13 protein-coding genes are annotated in these 18,226 nt (G+C 38.4%); 11 read left to right on the plus strand and 2 right to left on the minus strand.

The window, feature by feature from the left end:
• Nucleotides 1-98 precede the first annotated feature (98 nt).
• From DVW83_RS16135 to dnaJ, 8 genes are all read left to right on the plus strand, one after another.
• On the plus strand, nt 99-455 hold the full coding sequence (locus tag DVW83_RS16135; protein WP_151026501.1) for a CPBP family intramembrane glutamic endopeptidase: 357 nt from the start codon (nt 99-101) through the stop codon (nt 453-455).
• A 146-nt stretch (nt 456-601) separates the two neighbouring features.
• The gene (locus tag DVW83_RS15640) at nt 602-880 is read left to right on the plus strand and encodes a hypothetical protein (protein ID WP_224784432.1); all 279 of its coding nucleotides are present in this window, start codon (nt 602-604) and stop codon (nt 878-880) included.
• A gap of 201 nt (nt 881-1,081) precedes the next feature.
• Nucleotides 1,082-1,981, plus strand: coding sequence for a tyrosine-type recombinase/integrase (locus tag DVW83_RS11660; RefSeq protein ID WP_224784431.1), 900 nt, complete (start codon nt 1,082-1,084; stop codon nt 1,979-1,981).
• A gap of 453 nt (nt 1,982-2,434) precedes the next feature.
• Nucleotides 2,435-3,607 (plus strand): radical SAM family heme chaperone HemW, encoded by a 1,173-nt coding sequence (hemW, locus tag DVW83_RS11665; protein ID WP_123862892.1) that lies wholly within the window; start codon nt 2,435-2,437, stop codon nt 3,605-3,607.
• A 249-nt stretch (nt 3,608-3,856) separates the two neighbouring features.
• Entirely contained in the window at nt 3,857-4,900 is a 1,044-nt protein-coding gene (gene hrcA, locus DVW83_RS11670; protein ID WP_104660832.1) for a heat-inducible transcriptional repressor HrcA, read from the plus strand.
• An 87-nt stretch (nt 4,901-4,987) separates the two neighbouring features.
• Nucleotides 4,988-5,551 (plus strand): nucleotide exchange factor GrpE, encoded by a 564-nt coding sequence (grpE, locus tag DVW83_RS11675; RefSeq protein ID WP_005880049.1) that lies wholly within the window; start codon nt 4,988-4,990, stop codon nt 5,549-5,551.
• 50 nt (nt 5,552-5,601) lie between these two features.
• On the plus strand, nt 5,602-7,434 hold the full coding sequence (gene dnaK, locus DVW83_RS11680; protein WP_104660833.1) for a molecular chaperone DnaK: 1,833 nt from the start codon (nt 5,602-5,604) through the stop codon (nt 7,432-7,434).
• A 347-nt stretch (nt 7,435-7,781) separates the two neighbouring features.
• Nucleotides 7,782-8,951, plus strand: a complete 1,170-nt coding sequence (gene dnaJ, locus DVW83_RS11685; protein ID WP_104660834.1) for a molecular chaperone DnaJ — start codon at nt 7,782-7,784, stop codon at nt 8,949-8,951.
• A 388-nt stretch (nt 8,952-9,339) separates the two neighbouring features.
• On the opposite strand, the gene DVW83_RS11690 is transcribed toward dnaJ, so the two are convergent.
• Nucleotides 9,340-10,077, minus strand: a complete 738-nt coding sequence (locus DVW83_RS11690; RefSeq protein ID WP_005880043.1) for an amino acid ABC transporter ATP-binding protein — start codon at nt 10,075-10,077, stop codon at nt 9,340-9,342.
• Nucleotide 10,078: 1 nt separating this feature from the next.
• Nucleotides 10,079-11,575, minus strand: a complete 1,497-nt coding sequence (locus tag DVW83_RS11695; RefSeq protein WP_104662106.1) for an amino acid ABC transporter substrate-binding protein/permease — start codon at nt 11,573-11,575, stop codon at nt 10,079-10,081.
• 293 nt (nt 11,576-11,868) lie between these two features.
• Here DVW83_RS11695 and uvrB point away from each other — a divergent pair, with 293 nt between their 5' ends.
• The 3 genes from uvrB to DVW83_RS11710 all read left to right on the plus strand — a co-directional run bounded on the left by uvrB (nt 11,869) and on the right by DVW83_RS11710 (nt 18,226).
• A complete protein-coding gene (gene uvrB / locus DVW83_RS11700) occupies nt 11,869-13,863 on the plus strand; it encodes an excinuclease ABC subunit UvrB (RefSeq protein WP_104662105.1) in 1,995 nt (664 codons plus the stop codon).
• A 9-nt stretch (nt 13,864-13,872) separates the two neighbouring features.
• The gene (gene uvrA, locus DVW83_RS11705; protein ID WP_104662104.1) at nt 13,873-16,689 is read left to right on the plus strand and encodes an excinuclease ABC subunit UvrA; all 2,817 of its coding nucleotides are present in this window, start codon (nt 13,873-13,875) and stop codon (nt 16,687-16,689) included.
• Nucleotides 16,690-16,963: 274 nt separating this feature from the next.
• The gene (locus tag DVW83_RS11710) at nt 16,964-18,226 is read left to right on the plus strand and encodes a D-aspartate ligase (protein ID WP_104662103.1); all 1,263 of its coding nucleotides are present in this window, start codon (nt 16,964-16,966) and stop codon (nt 18,224-18,226) included.

An 18,226-nucleotide genomic window follows, 5' to 3' on the forward strand; every position in this document is an offset into this window, starting at 1 on the left:
TTGTGGTTAAAAACATTGTACCGTAAAAGGGCTGTTACATGGCCTTTTATCTTTTACACAATTATATGGACTTTATCTTAATTTTTTTATTTTTGTACATGTTATCCTATCTTTTATTCAATCAAGGAATTGAAATAAATGATGCTTCCTTTACTTGGTTTTCAATTGTGAATGCTTTGATTTTCGCACCTTTCACTGAAGAAATAGTTAATCGATTTTGCCTGATATGGTTAAATCATTCATCTATTTTAAAATATGCAACATTATTTTTATCTTCTGTTTTGTTTTCAATTGGACACCAGACCGTTTTATCCTCGAATTTTTACATGTTCTGGACATACATAATCTTAGGATTGTGTTTAGGATACATCTATATCAAAACAGAAAATATTTGGTACTCAATAACTGTACATTTTGCTTATAACTTTATTGTCATGTTGGTTTTACTTTATTAAATTTTATTATATTTATTGAACCATCCTTTTATAAGGATGGTTTTTTTATTTTAACAATCAATAAATTGTCTTAGAAAGAGGTTTAACTTAGAAAATTCTAGTGTTTTAAAAAAAGAAAAATTTGTAAGAGAAAAGTGGGGAAGTGATTGCAATTATCAGAATGGAAACAGTATTTTCGAAGGTCGTATACAATAATCGATAAAAAAAGTTATTTACGTACGTTTCAGGCTTACTATGATCCAATCAAAGGAAAGACGAGAAAGAAAAGTGTCAATTGGAAAGCAAAAGGGTTTAAAAGTGAAAAACAAGCATTGCGCTATCTAAAGGAACAGATTGAAAAAGAGCTTAAAAAGGATTCGATGTTTTCTGATGCGAACCATTGTGAAACGTTTCGTGAATTGACACTTCTTTGGCTAAAAGCTTAGTCACCAACTGTTCGTCAAACGACTGTCCACTACCAAAAAGAGATTCTTGCACGGTACCTATGTCCGTATTTTACGGATGATCTGCGACTGAAGCAGTTAACTCCCTTATTTGTAGAAGGTGCTTGGACAGATATCCTGGCGATTCGCTCGAAACAAACAAAAAAATTTCTAGAAAAAGCTACATTAGAAAAAATCCGTTCCTTGCTCAAACAAATTCTAGCTTATGGCTATCGCCACGATTTAGTTCTATTTGATTTGAATAAGATTGTCTTGAAAATCCCAAATGATCGAAAAATTCCAGCGGTCCACCGTAGAAAAAAGAAATTTCTAGAGAAAGAAGAAATCAGTATACTTTTTCAGGTAATCAACGAGAAATATGAGATAAATAATGAAAATAATAAGATGGGAAAACTTTACTTGGATATGGCAGAATTTCTAATTCGAAATGGATTGAGGATTGGTGAGTTAAGCGCGCTAACGGTGGAGAAGGTTCATTTTTCTGCAAAAAAATTAGTGATTGATGAAGGCGTAGTGGCAGCTGGTAGAACAATTGAGCAATACATACGAAATCCGCCAAAAACCATTTCCTCTATTCGAGAAATCGATTTGGATGATCGTTCTCTTTCAATTATTCGAAATCGAATTCAAATAAATGAAGCGAGACAAAAAGAGATGAAACAACGAGAAAAAGGAACTTTTATAAAGACATATCAAAGAAAGAATCAAACTGCCTATCACAAAAAAGTGAAGGCTGCCGAGACCTTTCTTTTTTCAAACACAATTTTTCAGACCCAAAATGGTACGCCAGTTGTGTATCATTCGTTTAATGAGTTTATGAATGGTCATGGCAACAATAAAAAGCCAGTGAAATGTGTGAAAGACATCTTAAGAGAAAGCTACCCTGCGTTTAAGAAGCATGTGACGACGCATACGTTTCGCTACACCCATATCTCTTTATTAGCTGAAGCTGGCGTTCCCATCAAAGCGATCATGGATCGTGTGGGCCATGCCAATATGAAAACCACACTGGAAATTTACAACCAGGTGTCTAGTGCTACGAAAGAAAAAGTGATCCAAGAAGTCGATTCTTGGATTTTTTAGTGGATTTGTTTGCCAAATACGTTTAGTATGCGTATATGAGAGGTTGTAAGCAAAGCGCTATGACCTGAGCAATTAAGGAAGAATCTGAGAAAATAGCTTTCCATATTTTTGCAGATTTTGACTTAATGCCTAAGGTCAGCTTTGCGAACACCGTTTAATGAGAGGTCATGAAAGCGATGGTCTGCTCCAAGAATTAAGAGCAAAAAATCGAAAATAGCTTTCCATATTTTTGGATTTTTTGAACTTAATTCCGCAGGAGCAATCGCTTGAATACCGTTTGATAAGAGGTCGTGAGAGTGCTAGGTAGCTCCGATGACGATAAGAAAGAAATTTCTCAAACAGCTTTTCATGTTTTAGAAATTTATGGCTTATTTCATGGAGCTAGTACTTGAACACCGTTTAAAGAAGGTCGAAAATCAGTACGACTTTTTGACGTAAGGAGAAAGAAAATTAATGAATGAAACAATAAATTCCGCAGAGCGTAAGGTTTCTGCGTATATCCATATCCCGTTTTGCGAGCATATTTGTTATTACTGTGATTTTAATAAAGTCTTTCTAGAGGGGCAGCCGGTCGATGAATATGTTGAGATGCTTTTGGAAGAAATGAGAATCATGATTGAGAAATATCCGGTGGCTGATTTAGAGACGTTATATGTTGGTGGTGGCACACCAACATCACTGTCAGCGAATCAGTTGGATCGCTTGTTGGCGGGCACACGGGAAATCTTACCTTTTAAAGAGGGGAAAGAGTTTACTGTGGAAGCCAATCCTGGTGACCTTACGCGTGAGAAGCTGCAGGTGATGAAAAATTATGGGGTTAATCGTTTGTCAATGGGAGTGCAAACTTTTGACAATAAATTATTGAAAAAAATTGGTCGAAAGCATACAGCTGAAGATGTTTATCAAACGATGTCTTTTTTGGAAGCGGAGAATTTTAATAATGTAAGTATTGATCTGATTTATGCTCTTCCAGGTCAGACACTTGAAGGATATCGTCAGACATTAGAGCAGGCTCTAACGCTTGATTTACCTCATTATTCATTGTACTCATTGATTTTAGAAAATAAAACAATGTTTATGAATTGGGTACGACAAGGGAGACTGGAGTTGCCAGATCAAGAAATAGAGACAAGGATGTTTGAAGAAACGATCGAGGCAATGGAGAAACATGGGCGTCACCAATATGAAATCAGTAATTTTGGTTTGACTGGGCATGAGTCTCAGCATAACTTGATGTATTGGAACAATGAACACTATTTTGGTTTTGGTGCAGGTGCTAGTGGCTATCTTGGGAATAATCGTTATCGAAATAAGGGACCGATCCAACATTATCTACGTCCATTGAGACAAGGTGAGTTGCCTATTTTAGAAAAAGAGGAACTGTCTAAGAAAAATCAGATAGAAGAAGAAATGTTTTTGGGATTGCGGAAAAAAATGGGAATTTCAAAAAAACACTTCCGAACGCGTTACCAATGTTCAATAGAATCATTGTATTCGACTGTACTGATTGAGTTAGAAAATGAGGGTTTGCTTGTTAATGATGATGAGAGAATCTATCTTACACCTAAAGGAATATTTTTAGGAAACAATGTATTTGAACGTTTTTTATTAGGAGATGAAATTTGAAACCATTTTTAAAACGTTAAATTTTTATAAAAAGCAAAAAAAGAAAGTAAAAAGTATTTTTAAAAAGGTTTGAAAAGCTGATGAAATACTGCTAGATCAATAGTCTTACTGGTTAACTCTATTATTAGCACTCGCCTTAAGAGAGTGCTAATAATAGAGTTGTTTTTCTTGACACAGGTAGGGCTTCTTGCTATATTAGTAAGTGGGTTAGCACTTAGAAGATAAGAGTGCTAACAAGAGGTGAGGAAGATGTTAACACAAAGACAAAGTGAGATTTTACGTCTGATCATCCAAAGCTATACGAGTAGTGGCGTGCCCGTTGGTTCCAAAACGTTAATGGAAGAAGGAGTCGAGGCAAGCTCGGCAACAATTCGCAATGATATGAAAGCACTAGAAGATGAAGGTCTTTTGCTTAAGACTCACTCGTCTTCAGGAAGGATACCTTCAGTACTTGGCTATCGTTATTACGTGGACCATTTGCTAAAGCCGGCTCGTGTGTCAAACGATGATTTGCAACAGATTCGGCAGTCTTTAAGCAAAGAGTTTCATGAAATCAACGAGATTATCAAGCAATCTGCTGAAATTTTATCCCAGCTGACTAGTTATACGACTTTCTCGTTAGGGCCAGAAATCAAAGACCGCCGATTAACTGGATTTCGAATCATTCCTTTGAATAGCCGACAGATTATTGCAATCGTCGTGACGGACAAAGGCAATGTGGAAAGCCAAATATTTACACTTCCAGAGAATTTAGGAAGTCAAGACCTAGAAAAAATGGTTCGCATTGTCAATGATCGTCTAGTGGGAGATCCTCTAGTAACGGTCTATCACAAATTGCGAACAGAAATTCCAATGATCTTGCATAAGTACTTCCAAACAACTGAAGGGATGTCTAATCTTTTTGATACGGTACTCGGTCATGCGTTTGAAGATAAAGTTTATGTAAGTGGACAAATGAATCTATTAGATTATGAACCACACCAGGATCTTGACCAATTCAAGTCGATGTTTTCCTTTATGACTGATACCTATGAATTGATGCAGATGATCGTGCCGATGGATAGTGATATCCATATCAAGATTGGTACTGAACTAGGAAACGATCTTTTGCAGAATATGAGTATGATCCAAGCAAGTTACGAGATTGCCGGGCATGGTCGAGGTACAATAGCATTGTTAGGACCAACTAGCATGCCGTATTCTAAGATGTTTGGTTTGGTGGATGTCTATCGTCAGGAATTAGCGGTGAAACTTGCCGACTATTACCGCTCACTTGATTTATCAGGTTCTTAGTGTTAAAACGGATTGTAAGGATTAGATTCTCCAAGTAAGGTTGAATCAATCAAACAGCTGACTGAATAATGAAAGGAAGACTGTATCGTGAAAGAAAACCAAGAAGAATTAGATCAAGAAGTTACGGATACTCATCCCGACCCGGAAATCGATATGGAAGCTGTCGAAGATTCCGGTGTTTCTGAAATTGAAGCCGAAGAATTTGAAATCGAGAATTTGAAAGCTGAACTTGAAGAAATGGAAGATAAATATTTGCGTGCTCGTGCAGAAATCGCGAATATGGCAAATCGTGGGAAGAACGAACGTGAACAGTTGCAAAAATATCGTTCGCAAGATTTAGCAAAAAAATTATTACCTTCTATCGATAACTTAGAACGTGCATTATCAACTGAAGTTTCCGATGACCAAGGTGCCAGCCTGAAAAAAGGTGTGGAAATGGTTTTGGAAAGTTTGAGACATGCACTTAGAGAAGAAGGTATTGAAAAAATCCCTGCAAAGGGTGAAGCATTCGATCCAAATCTCCATCAAGCGGTACAAACAGTGCCTGCATCGGAAGATGTTCCTGCGGATACGATCGTAGAAGTGCTTCAAGAAGGCTACAAATTACATGACCGCGTGTTGAGACCGACAATGGTCATCGTTGCGCAATAAAAAGTCATGATTGAATAAAAAAGTTTAGTAAAGATAAGGAGACGTTAATTATGAGTAAAATTATCGGAATTGACTTAGGTACAACAAACTCTGCTGTTGCTGTATTAGAAGGAAACGAAGCAAAAATCATCGCAAATCCAGAAGGTAATCGTACAACTCCTTCTGTTGTATCATTTAAGAATGGTGAGATCCAAGTAGGGGAAGTAGCAAAACGTCAAGCAGTTACAAACCCAAATACGATTTCATCAATCAAACGCCATATCGGTGAAGATGGCTTCAAAGTAGAAGCTGAAGGTAAATCTTATACACCTCAAGAAATCTCTGCAATGATCCTTCAATATATCAAAGGTTTTGCTGAAGATTACTTAGGCGAAAAAGTTGAAAAAGCTGTTATTACAGTTCCTGCTTACTTCAATGATGCGCAACGTCAAGCAACAAAAGATGCTGGGAAAATCGCTGGGTTAGAAGTGGAACGTATCGTTAACGAACCAACAGCTGCAGCACTTGCTTATGGTTTAGACAAAACAGACCGCGACGAAAAAATCTTAGTATTTGACCTTGGTGGTGGTACATTTGACGTATCTATCCTTGAATTAGGAGATGGCGTATTTGATGTATTGTCAACTGCTGGGGACAACCATTTAGGTGGGGATGACTTCGATAACAAGATCATCGACTACATGGTTGCAGAATTCAAGAAAGAAAATGGTATTGACTTAGCACAAGATAAAATGGCGTTGCAACGTTTGAAAGATGCTGCAGAAAAAGCGAAAAAAGATTTATCAGGTGTTTCTAGCACACAAATCAGCTTGCCGTTTATTACTGCTGGAGAAGCTGGACCTTTACACTTAGAAATGACATTGACTCGTGCAAAATTTGATGAATTAACAGCTGATTTAGTTGAACGTACAAAAGTTCCAGTACGTCAAGCCTTGAAAGATGCTGGTTTGTCTCAATCAGAAATCGATGAAGTGATCTTAGTCGGTGGTTCAACACGTATTCCTGCTGTTGTAGAAGCAGTTCGAAAAGAAACAGGTAAAGAACCAAATAAATCAGTGAACCCAGATGAAGTAGTTGCTATGGGTGCTGCAATCCAAGGTGGAGTTATTACTGGTGATGTGAAAGATGTTGTTTTACTTGATGTCACTCCATTATCATTAGGTATCGAAACAATGGGTGGTGTATTTACAAAATTGATCGATCGTAATACAACGATCCCTACAAGTAAATCACAAGTATTCTCAACAGCTGCAGATAATCAACCAGCAGTAGATATCCATGTATTACAAGGGGAACGTCCGATGGCTGCTGACAATAAAACACTGGGTAGATTCCAATTGACAGATATTCCTGCTGCACCACGTGGAATCCCTCAAATCGAAGTAACTTTTGATATCGACAAAAACGGGATCGTTAACGTGTCAGCTAAAGATTTAGGTACGCAAAAAGAACAAAAAATTACAATTAAATCTTCTTCAGGTTTAACAGATGAAGAAATTGAACGTATGGTCAAAGATGCTGAATCAAATGCAGAAGCAGATAAAGCTCGTAAAGAAGAAGTAGATCTTCGTAACGATGTAGATGCATTACTATTCTCTGTTGACAAAACATTGAAAGAATTAGAAGGTAAAGTTGACGAAGAAGAAGTGAAAAAAGCAGAAGCAGCTCGTGATGAATTAAAAGCAGCTGTAGAAGCAAACAATATCGAAGAAATGAAAACAAAACGTGACGCATTGAATGAAATCGTACAAAACCTTACTGTAAAACTTTACGAACAAGCTGCACAACAACAAGCACAAGAAAATCCAGAAGCAGCACAAGGTGGAGCTGACGATGTTGTCGATGCTGACTTTGAAGAAGTCGATGGCGACGACAAAAAATAATTGACTCGTCGAGTTGTTTGTAAATAGGCTATTTATATGGAAGATAAGTCTTGAATAGAGCTGAGATTTCTTCGCGTGTTCAAGATTGTCTTCATTAGAGGAAGGCCTTTGGACACTTTAGTAAGCAGAGGTCGCTAAGAAAACGATAGAGCCATAAAAGTTTGAAATAGTCAGCCGATAATGGTTTTATGGCTCTGTTTCTTTAAGACTGCGCATGTTTAAAGCCAAAGTTGCTACTTTGGCTTTTTCTTTTGAAAATACTTCAAAGTTGCAGTTTTTGTTTTAGTAAAAATATGATATGATAACAAGCGACGTGGAAATGATGAGAACCAATAGGAGGAAAGCCTATGGCAACAAAACGTGATTATTATGAAGTCTTAGGGCTCGCAAAAGGAGCTTCTGAAGACGAAATCAAAAAAGCTTATCGTAAGCTATCAAAGAAATACCATCCAGATATCAATAAAGAACCTGATGCAGAAGAAAAATTCAAAGAAGTATCAGAAGCTTATGAGATTTTAAGTGACCCGCAAAAGCGTGCTGCCTATGATCAATATGGTCATGCTGGTACCGATCCTAATTATGGAGCTGGCGGAGCCGGTGGTGGCTTTGGCGGCGGCTTTGGTGGATTCTCTGGCGGTGGCTTTGGTGGATTTGAAGACATCTTTGACTCATTCTTTGGAGGAGGCGGCCGAACGGTTGATCCTAATGCCCCTCGTCAAGGAGCGGATTTACAATATACTGTAGACCTTTCTTTTGAAGAAGCAATTTTTGGTATTGAAAAAGAAATCAAATACAACCGTGAGGAAGTCTGTCATACATGTAATGGGAATGGTGCAAAACCAGGAACACAACCAACGACTTGTCACAAATGTCATGGATCAGGTACGATCAATGTAGAACGTCAGACACCACTTGGACGAGTGATGAGTCGTCAAACATGTGATGTCTGTCATGGCACTGGGAAAGAAATCAAAGATCCTTGTCCAACTTGTCATGGCTCTGGTCATGAAAAGAAAGCTCACTCAGTGAAGGTAAATGTACCAGCTGGTGTAGAAGAAGGGCAACAAATGCGTTTAGCTGGCCAAGGTGAGGCTGGTGAAAATGGTGGACCTTTCGGTGATCTTTATGTTATTTTCCGTGTAGAAGAAAGTGATATCTTTGATCGTGATGGTTCAGAAATCTATTATGAATTACCTTTGAGTTTTGTTCAAGCTGCGTTAGGTGACGAAGTACAAGTGCCAACTGTCCATGGGGATGTGAAATTGAAAATTCCTGCGGGAACTCAAACTGGGACAAACTTCCGTCTACGTGGCAAGGGTGCGCCTAAGCTTCGTGGTGGGGCTACGGGTGACCAACATGTCAAAGTAAAACTGATCACGCCTAAGAATCTTAATGAGCAACAACGTGAAGCCTTGCGTGCATTTGCTGAAGCTGGTGGAATGAAGGTTGAAGAACAACAAGAAGATGGCTTCTTTGATAAGGTCAAGGATGCGTTTGGTGGAAAAAAGCGTAAATAGTCGTTTTTGATAGCTTGAAGGCGATTGTTTTAGTCAAATCAAAAAATGAAGACCGAGTAACAACTGTTGGATTACACTGCTGTTGTTTACTCGGTCTTTTTATACTGAATGGGATATTGCTAATATTTTGTCTTTGCACATGAAAAAAGCGAATCGAGGCTGGGGCAGAAGTGTTTAACTCCGAGAAGTAAGAATAAATTAACGAAAATTGCTTTTCAAATTTTTGTGAATTTCGGCTTATTTAAGAAGGATTTGCTTCTGCTCCCGCTGTTTATTCGTTTTTAAAGCATGAGACAAAAGTGTTTCTTACTTTTGTCCCATGCTCGATCCGTTTTTTTGTGTACCTATAGTTCTTTATGAATGGTGTTCATTTCAATATCTGATGAGATCAGATGTTCAATACTTTATCTAAGAAATCTTTTGTTCGTTCATTTTGTGGATGTTCAAATATTTGTTGTGGTGTGCCATCTTCTAGAAAGTTTCCATCATCGATGAACATGACGCGGTTAGCGACTTCTTTAGCAAAGCCCATTTCATGGGTAACGATGACCATGGTCATTCCTTGTTTGGCTAACTTTTTCATAACATTCAATACATCGCCAACCATTTCTGGATCAAGAGCAGAAGTTGGTTCATCGAATAACATGATGTCAGGATTCATCGCCAATGCGCGTGCGATAGCGACACGTTGTTTTTGTCCGCCGGAAAGCATTTCTGGATACATATCTTTCTTATCTTCGAGACCAACAGTTTGAAGCAATTTGATTGCTTTTTTCTCTGCGGCTTCTCTTGTTTCTTTTTTAAGATCCATTGGAGCTAAAATGATATTTTCTAAAACTGAAAGGTGAGGGAACAGGTTGAAATGTTGGAATACCATTCCAATATGCTGTCTCACAAGATTGATATCTGTATTTTTATCCATCAAATGTGCGCCGTCAATGATGATATCGCCATCTGAAGGTTCTTCTAGACGATTCAAACAACGAAGAAAAGTACTTTTTCCTGAACCAGAAGGGCCGATGATACAAACAACATCGCCTTCATTGATTGAAACGTTGATGTCATTCAAAACAGTATTGTCACCGTATTTTTTTACAAGATGTTCTACCAAGATTTTTTCTGCCATGTTATTTCACCTTCTTTTCTAAAACTTTTGCTAATTTAGTTAGGGCAGTGATCAAGATCAAATACATGATTGCGATGATCAAGTACACATACGTACTTTGCGTCGTACGGGCAACGATGATTTTACCAGTTTGCAATAATTCGACAACGCCAATTGCTGAAATAATGGTTGTATCTTTTAATGAGATAACAAATTGGTTGACGAATGATGGTAACATGATCTTGATTGCTTGTGGCAAAATAATTTTTTGCATTGTACGGTTGTATGGCAAACCTAGACTGCGAGATGCTTCCATTTGACCTACTGGTACAGCTTTGATCCCACCACGGACAATCTCAGCGATATACGCGCTAGCATTCAAGGTCAATGTGATGATCCCGGCAATAAAATCAGGGATGGTAAATCCAAGAATACCTGGTAGTCCAAAGAAAATGAAGAATGCTAGTACCATCATTGGGATACCACGGATAATATCGACATAGATTGTAGCAAGTGTACGTAATGCACGGATCGGTGCTACACTGAATAAGCCGAAAATGATTCCCACGATTAATGCTAAAGCAAATGAGATCAGCGTTAAAAGAATCGTTTTCCATAAACCTTTAAGTAAGGATTTGTAATTATTTTGGATTAAACCAACGATTGTTGATTCGTTTGCTTTTGTTTTTTCTGAACTGCTGTCATCTGAAATATATTTATTGATGATTTTGTCGTATTCGCCAGTTCGTTTTAATTCTTTTAAACCTTCGTTGAATATTTGAAGAAGTTCTTGGTTTTGGCCTTTTTTGACAGCGAATGCATAAACACCTCCTGATTCTCTTTTGATTGGTGTTTCAAGTGCTTGTCCTTGTTTGATGGCATAACCGATTACTGGGTAGTCATCCATCATAGCGTCTATGGCACCAACTTTCAAGCCGTCATACAATTGATCGGCTGCATCGAAATATTTGATTTTGTAGCCATATTTACTTTGGTTAGCATCTAAAAAGTCCGCACTTTCAGTTCCTACCTTGGCGCCAACAGTTTTATTTTTTAGGTCTTTATATGATTTGATTGAAGTATCGCCTTTTTTGACAGCGATTTGGATACCGCTATTGAAATAAGGATCAGAAAAATCATAACTTTGTTTTCGTTCATCTGTTACGGTCATTCCTGAAATCATACCGTCGGCTTGGCCGGAGTCTAGAGCTTGTAGAGCAGCAGCGAAACCGCGATAATCCATGCGGATATTGATGCCTTGGAGTTTTGAGATAGCTTCCATGAGTTTGACGTCAATTCCTTCATATTCACCATCAGCGTTCTGAAATTCGAATGGTGCAAAAGCCGAATCACTTGCAATGACGTAAGTGTCTTTTTTAGGCTCTATTTTTTGCATCGTCTCGCTTGTGCTTGATTCCGTAGTTTTTGTATTGTCAGCTTGTACACTGTAGCCAGTGGCAAATGTAACAAGTCCTGTCATTATGAAAATAATTGAGTAAAGCAAATGCCTTTTTTTCATAATCAACCTCCTAATTTTTTCAATAACTATTTCATGTTTTTATATTATAGGCGAAAATAGATAAACTAGACAAGATTTTGTGCATAAAAAAATGAAAAAAATCTCTTTCTCTGACATCTCGTGTTAGGAAATATGACATTCGCGATGAAAAAAGCTGACATTCTTTCCTGACACATTTAAGTAGCGAAAGTATGTTCGGTGTGGTATAATTTCTAGACAGGGAATGCCTTTGCTTTCCTTTTCTTTTTGTGGGTCGTAAAATGAAAGGGAGAGAATGAAAAGGAGGATGAAAAATGATAGAAAGAGATACCTCCCGCCACTTTGAACTAGTGTCGAAATATCAGCCAGCTGGGGATCAGCCAGAAGCAATCACTCAGTTAGTTGATGGCGTGATAAAGGGTAAAAAAGCACAGATACTATTAGGCGCAACAGGAACAGGGAAAACTTATACGATTTCGAATTTGATCGAGAAAGTAAATAAGCCAACCTTGATCATTGCCCATAACAAGACATTAGCTGGTCAATTGTATGGAGAGTTTAAGGAGTTTTTTCCGAATAATGCGGTGGAATACTTTGTTTCTTATTATGATTATTATCAACCAGAAGCTTATGTGCCATCAAGCGATACGTATATTGAAAAAGATTCAAGTGTAAACGACGAGATCGATAAATTACGACATTCAGCGACGAGTTCTTTATTAGAAAGAAACGACGTGATCGTGATTGCCTCCGTTTCTTGTATTTTTGGACTGGGGTCACCCTTTGAATACCAAAAACAAGTGGTATCGATCAGACAAGGCGCAGAAATAGATCGTAATCAATTGATTCGGAGTTTGGTAGGCATACAATTTGAACGAAATGATATTGATTTTCAGCGCGGTCGTTTTCGAGTGCGCGGTGACGTCGTGGAAATTTTCCCAGCTTCCCGTGATGAGCGGGCGTTGCGAGTAGAATTTTTTGGTGATGAAGTTGAGAGGATCAGAGAAGTCAATGCCTTAACAGGAGAAGTACTTGGTGAGACGGAACATGTTGCTATCTTCCCAGCCACTCACTTTGTAACGAATGATGAACATATGGAACATGCAGTGGCGAATATAAAGGCTGAACTTGAGCAACGACTAGCCGTTCTGCGTAATGAAAACAAATTGCTTGAAGCACAGCGATTGGAACAGCGAACAAATTACGATATTGAAATGATGTTGGAGATGGGGTATACCTCAGGAATCGAGAATTATTCGCGACATATGGACGGACGTAAAGAAGGAGAACCGCCTTATACGCTACTTGACTTTTTCCCGGAAGATTCGTTGATCGTAGTGGATGAATCACATGTTACGATGCCACAAATCCGAGGAATGTATAATGGCGACCGTGCCAGAAAACAAATGCTGGTAGATTATGGGTTCCGTTTACCATCTGCGCTGGACAATCGACCTTTACGACTAGAAGAGTTTGAAAAACATGTAAATCAGATCGTTTATGTTTCTGCTACACCGGGACCATATGAGTATGAACAGACTGATACGGTGATTCAACAGATTATTCGCCCAACTGGCTTGCTTGACCCAATCATTGAAGTACGGCCGATCATGGGACAAATCGATGATCTTGTCGGAGAAATCAATGAAAGAGTGGAAAAAGATCAGCGGGTCTTTGTGACAACGTTAACGAAAAAAATGTCAGAGGATCTAACGGATTATTTCAAAGAATTGGGAATCAAAGTCAAATATCTTCATAGTGATATCAAAACACTTGAACGGACAGAAATCATTCGTGACTTGCGTCTAGGAGAATTTGATGTTTTAGTCGGAATCAATTTACTTCGTGAAGGACTTGATGTGCCTGAAGTGTCTCTAGTGGCTATTTTGGATGCGGATAAAGAAGGATTCTTGCGTAGTGAGCGATCATTGGTCCAAACTATTGGGCGTGCTGCAAGAAACTCAGAAGGTAAAGTAATCATGTACGCAGACAGAGTAACTGACTCTATGCGGTTAGCGATGGATGAAACTGCACGACGTCGTACGGTCCAAGAGGCTTACAACAAAGAACATGGTATCGTGCCTAAGACGATCATCAAAGAAATTCGTGATTTGATTTCCATCACGAAAGAATCTGAAGGTGATGCGAAAGAAACAGTTCAAGTATCCTACGAAGAAATGTCCCGAGAGGAAAAAGCTACATTATTAATGAAATTAGAAAAAGAAATGAAAGATGCTGCCAAAGCTTTAGATTTCGAGACCGCCGCCAATGTACGGGATATGATTCTTGAGTTAAAAGCTTCAGAGTAGGAGGATGACATGGCTAACGATAAAATTATTATTCATGGTGCAAGAGCACACAATTTAAAAAATGTGAACGTAACGATCCCTAGAGACAAGTTCGTGGTGGTGACTGGACTATCGGGTTCAGGGAAAAGTTCTCTAGCTTTCGACACACTATATGCAGAAGGACAAAGAAGGTATGTTGAAAGTCTTTCTGCTTATGCACGGCAGTTTTTAGGTCAGATGGATAAACCAGATGTCGACAGTATCGATGGTCTGAGTCCAGCAATTTCGATCGATCAAAAAACGACAAGTAAAAATCCACGATCAACTGTAGGAACAGTGACAGAAATCAATGACTATCTGCGCCTACTTTTTGCTCGTGTCGGTCATCCAATCTGTCCGAATGATCATATCGAAATCACGAGTCAATCAGTGGACCAAATGGCGGATCAAGTATTGGAATTGCCAGAACGAACAAAGATCCAGGTTTTGGCGCCGATCATTGTGAAGAAAAAAGGACAACATAAAAAAGTGTTTGAACGTATCCAAAAAGAAGGGTACGTTCGGGTGCGTGTAGATGGTGAGATTTATGATCTAAGCGAAGTGCCAGAACTTGAAAAAAATAAAAAACACGATATTGCTATCGTTATCGATCGCATCGTCATCAAAGAGGGCATTCGCTCGAGATTATTTGACTCGATCGAAGCAGCATTACGTTTAGCAGAAGGGTATGTTCTAGTTGATGTGATCGGTGAAGATGAAATGCTGTTCAGCGAGCATTATTCATGTCCTTATTGTGGATTTACGGTGGGAGAATTGGAGCCAAGATTGTTTTCCTTCAATGCACCATTTGGAGCGTGTCCTGACTGTGATGGGTTAGGAGTCAAACTGGAAGTGGACCAAGATCTCGTGATCCCAGATCGGACGAAAACACTAAGCCAAGGAGCGATTATCCCTTGGAACCCAATCAGTTCACAATATTATCCGCAAATGTTGGCGCAAGCGTGTGAGAGTTATGGCATTGATATGGATACGCCATTCGAAGAGTTGCCAACAGAGCATCAAGAAATCATTTTGAATGGTACAGATGAGATCTTTCACTTCCATTACGAAAACGACTTTGGCGGTGTTCGAGATGTTGAAACGACCTTTGAAGGCGTTTTGAAAAACATCAAAAGAAGATACCATGACACGAATAGTGATTTTACAAGAGAACAAATGAGACAATATATGACAGAACTTACATGTCAAATGTGTAAAGGATATCGCTTGAATCCGCAAGCTTTGTCTGTACAGATCAATGGAACGAATATTGGACAAACAAATGAATTGTCTATTCAAAAAGCAGTGAACTTCTTTTCTACTTTAACACTTTCAGAACAGGAAAAGATCATTGCTCGCCCAATATTGAAAGAAGTCAATGACCGTTTGTCATTTCTAGAAAATGTTGGCTTGGATTATTTAACGTTGAGCCGTGCTTCTGGTACGTTATCAGGAGGCGAAGCACAACGCATTCGTCTAGCTACTCAAATCGGGTCAAATCTTTCCGGTGTGTTATATATCTTAGATGAACCGTCGATTGGTCTCCATCAACGGGACAATGATCGTTTGATCGGTTCTTTGAAAAAAATGCGTGATTTGGGAAATACATTAGTTGTAGTCGAACATGATGAAGATACGATGCGCGCTGCTGATTATTTGATTGATGTAGGGCCTGGTGCAGGGCATCAAGGTGGCGAGATCGTAGCGGCTGGTACGCCAGCAGAAGTAGCTGCGGATGAACATTCATTAACAGGACAATATCTATCAGGTAAAAAACGAATCTCGGTTCCAAAAACGCGACGTAAAGGAAATGGCAAGGCGATAAAAATCACTGGGGCAACGGAAAATAATTTGAAAAATGTCTCAGTTGAATTTCCTTTAGGCGAATTTGTTGCCGTTACAGGAGTATCTGGTTCAGGAAAAAGTACGTTAGTGAACAGTATCTTGAAACGAGCACTTGCACAAAAAATCAATCGTAACTCTGCAAAACCTGGGAAGTTCAAGACGATCACAGGATATGATAGCATTGAAAAAATCATCGATATCGATCAAAGTCCAATTGGTAGAACGCCACGAAGTAATCCAGCAACGTATACAAGTGTCTTCGATGATATCAGAGATCTATTTGCTAAAACCAATGAAGCAAAAATGCGCGGATACAAAAAAGGGCGTTTTAGTTTTAACGTCAAAGGTGGACGTTGTGAGGCTTGTCGTGGAGATGGGATCATCAAGATCGAAATGCATTTCTTACCAGATGTATATGTCCCTTGTGAGGTATGTCATGGAAAACGATACAACTCTGAAACACTGGAAGTCCATTATAAAGGGAAAAGTATTGCAGATATCTTAGAGATGACAGTAGAAGATGCTGTAGAATTTTTCGAACCAATCCCTAAGATACGTCGTAAACTACAAACTATCGTAGATGTTGGTTTAGGTTACGTGACGATGGGGCAACCTGCGACAACGCTATCCGGTGGGGAAGCACAACGGATGAAGTTGGCAAGTGAGCTGCACAAGATTTCTAATGGCAAAAACTTTTATATCTTAGATGAACCTACAACAGGACTGCACACAGATGATATTGCACGGTTACTCGATGTACTGCAACGTTTAGTCGATGCGGGAAATACAGTGCTTGTCATCGAACACAATCTCGATGTCATCAAAACAGCAGATCACATCATTGATCTAGGACCAGAAGGTGGAGAAGGCGGTGGCACGATTTTAGCTACTGGTACGCCTGAGGAATTGATAAAAGTCAAAGAAAGTTATACAGGTCGCTACCTAAAAAAAGTAATGGATTAAAGAACAAAAAAAAGAAATGTTATATGATAGTTAAAAAAGAATTAAAAGAGCGGATTAACTCTTGTGTTATTAACGGCTATATTCTAGAATACGTTACATGGTAGTTCTTTCTACACTGATTAGTATAGATAAAAACTTCCTATAAGTTCAATCCGTTCAAAAAAGAATTGAGCAATCGGAGGAGTTTCCTTTGATTGCTTTTTTCTTTATGGTATGATATTCCTTGTGTAGTTAGAAAAGAAAACTAGAGATTATGAGTAAGTGAGAGATAAAAATGAAGAGTATTGAAAAAGAAGAATTTATCCCTATTTTATTAGGCAGTGATATGAATGTTTATGGCATGGCACGTTCCTTTCATGAAGCGTATGGAAAAGTTTGTCAGGCGTATGCCTCAAATCAATTGGCACCCACTCGGTACAGCAAGATCGTCAATGTAGAGGTGATTGCAGGATTTGACAAAGATCCAGTGTTTATCGAAACAATCGTGCGATTGGCAAAAGAAAAGTATTCAGATGATACCAAGAAATATCTTTTGATTGCTTGTGGAGATGGATATGCTGAATTGATTTCTCAACACAAAGAAGAACTTTCAGAATACTTTATCTGTCCTTACATTGATTACTTGTTATTTGAACGTTTGATCAACAAAGTAAGTTTTTATGAAGTATGTGAGGAGTATAAACTACCTTACCCAAAAACATTAATCGTAAGAAAAGAGATGTTAGCAAGTGGCCGGTTAGAACAAGAAATTCCATTTGAATTTCCTGTCGCATTAAAACCTGCAAACAGTGTAGAATATTTATCAGTTCGTTTTGAAGGTCGTAAAAAAGCATTTATTATCAACGACCGTGAAGAGTTTGATTTGATTTTAGGACGTATCTATGAAGCGGGTTATACGAGTGAAATGATCGTACAAGATTTCATTCCTGGCGATGATAGCAACATGCGTGTTTTGAATGCATATGTAGACGAAAATCACCAAGTACGTATGATGTGTTTAGGTCATCCGTTATTGGAAGATCCTACACCAGCTTCTATTGGAAACTATGTGGTGATCATGCCTGATTACAATGAAAAAATCTATCAAACGATCAAACGTTTCTTAGAAGAAATCAAGTATACAGGTTTTGCGAATTTTGATATGAAATATGATTCAAGAGATGGAGAATACAAATTGTTTGAAATCAATCTTCGCCAAGGAAGAAGTAGTTTCTTTGTTACTTTAAATGGATTGAATCTAGCAAAATTTGTAACAGAAGACCGCGTATTCGGAGAACCTTTTACCGAAACAACGTATGGTACGAATCAATCTGACAAAGCAAAATTGTGGATGGGCGTACCTAAAAAAATCTTTTTAGAGTATGCGAAAGAAAACGAAGACAAAAAGATCGCCACACAAATGATTAAAGAAAATCGTTATGGAACAACTGTTTTTTATGAGAAAGATCGATCTTTTAAACGTTGGTTGTTGATGAAATATATGTTCAGAAACTACATTCCTCGATTCAAAAAATACTTTCATGTGAAAGAAGGCTAA

The organism is Enterococcus sp. VV15, from assembly GCF_005236045.1.
Lineage (GTDB): Bacteria > Bacillota > Bacilli > Lactobacillales > Enterococcaceae > Enterococcus_B > Enterococcus_B durans.

What these genes read in the sequence shown, in the direction of transcription:
- uvrA (WP_104662104.1), top strand. Translation starts at nt 13,873, where the DNA reads ATGGCTAACGATAAAATTATTATTCATGGTGCAAGAGCACACAATTTA.
- hrcA (WP_104660832.1), top strand. Translation starts at nt 3,857, where the DNA reads ATGTTAACACAAAGACAAAGTGAGATTTTACGTCTGATCATCCAAAGC.
- DVW83_RS11690 (WP_005880043.1), bottom strand. Translation starts at nt 10,077, where the DNA reads ATGGCAGAAAAAATCTTGGTAGAACATCTTGTAAAAAAATACGGTGAC.
- uvrB (WP_104662105.1), top strand. Translation starts at nt 11,869, where the DNA reads ATGATAGAAAGAGATACCTCCCGCCACTTTGAACTAGTGTCGAAATAT.
- DVW83_RS16135 (WP_151026501.1), top strand. Translation starts at nt 99, where the DNA reads ATGTTATCCTATCTTTTATTCAATCAAGGAATTGAAATAAATGATGCT.
- DVW83_RS11710 (WP_104662103.1), top strand. Translation starts at nt 16,964, where the DNA reads ATGAAGAGTATTGAAAAAGAAGAATTTATCCCTATTTTATTAGGCAGT.
- DVW83_RS11695 (WP_104662106.1), bottom strand. Translation starts at nt 11,575, where the DNA reads ATGAAAAAAAGGCATTTGCTTTACTCAATTATTTTCATAATGACAGGA.
- dnaK (WP_104660833.1), top strand. Translation starts at nt 5,602, where the DNA reads ATGAGTAAAATTATCGGAATTGACTTAGGTACAACAAACTCTGCTGTT.
- dnaJ (WP_104660834.1), top strand. Translation starts at nt 7,782, where the DNA reads ATGGCAACAAAACGTGATTATTATGAAGTCTTAGGGCTCGCAAAAGGA.
- hemW (WP_123862892.1), top strand. Translation starts at nt 2,435, where the DNA reads ATGAATGAAACAATAAATTCCGCAGAGCGTAAGGTTTCTGCGTATATC.